The sequence below is a fragment of the Sporomusa sp. GT1 genome (assembly GCF_014634905.1).
In the GTDB taxonomy this organism is placed as follows: domain Bacteria; phylum Bacillota; class Negativicutes; order Sporomusales; family Sporomusaceae; genus Sporomusa; species Sporomusa sphaeroides.
Genome location: NZ_BMBX01000104.1, coordinates 1 through 241 on the forward strand (window position 1 = coordinate 1; position 241 = coordinate 241).

Below are 241 nucleotides of genomic sequence, written 5' to 3' on the forward strand. Positions count from 1 at the left end.
TCCCGAGTGGCTAAAGGGAGCAGACTGTAAATCTGCCGTCTTTGACTTCGGTGGTTCGAATCCACCTCCCTCCACCAAATACGGATCTATAGCTCAGTTTGGTAGAGCATCCGGCTCATAACCGGCGGGTCCTAGGTTCAAATCCTAGTAGATCCACCAACATTCATGCGGTCGTGGCGGAACGGCAGACGCGCTAGCCTCAGGAGCTAGTGGGGGCAACCTCGTGGTGGTTCAAATCCAC

General features: G+C 54.8%; 1 tRNA gene. It reads left to right on the forward strand.

Annotated elements, in window-relative coordinates:
* Positions 1–82 precede the first annotated feature (82 nt).
* Positions 83–159: transfer RNA gene (locus GT1_RS22015), tRNA-Ile, on the forward strand.
* The last annotated feature ends 82 nt before the right edge of the window (positions 160–241 follow it).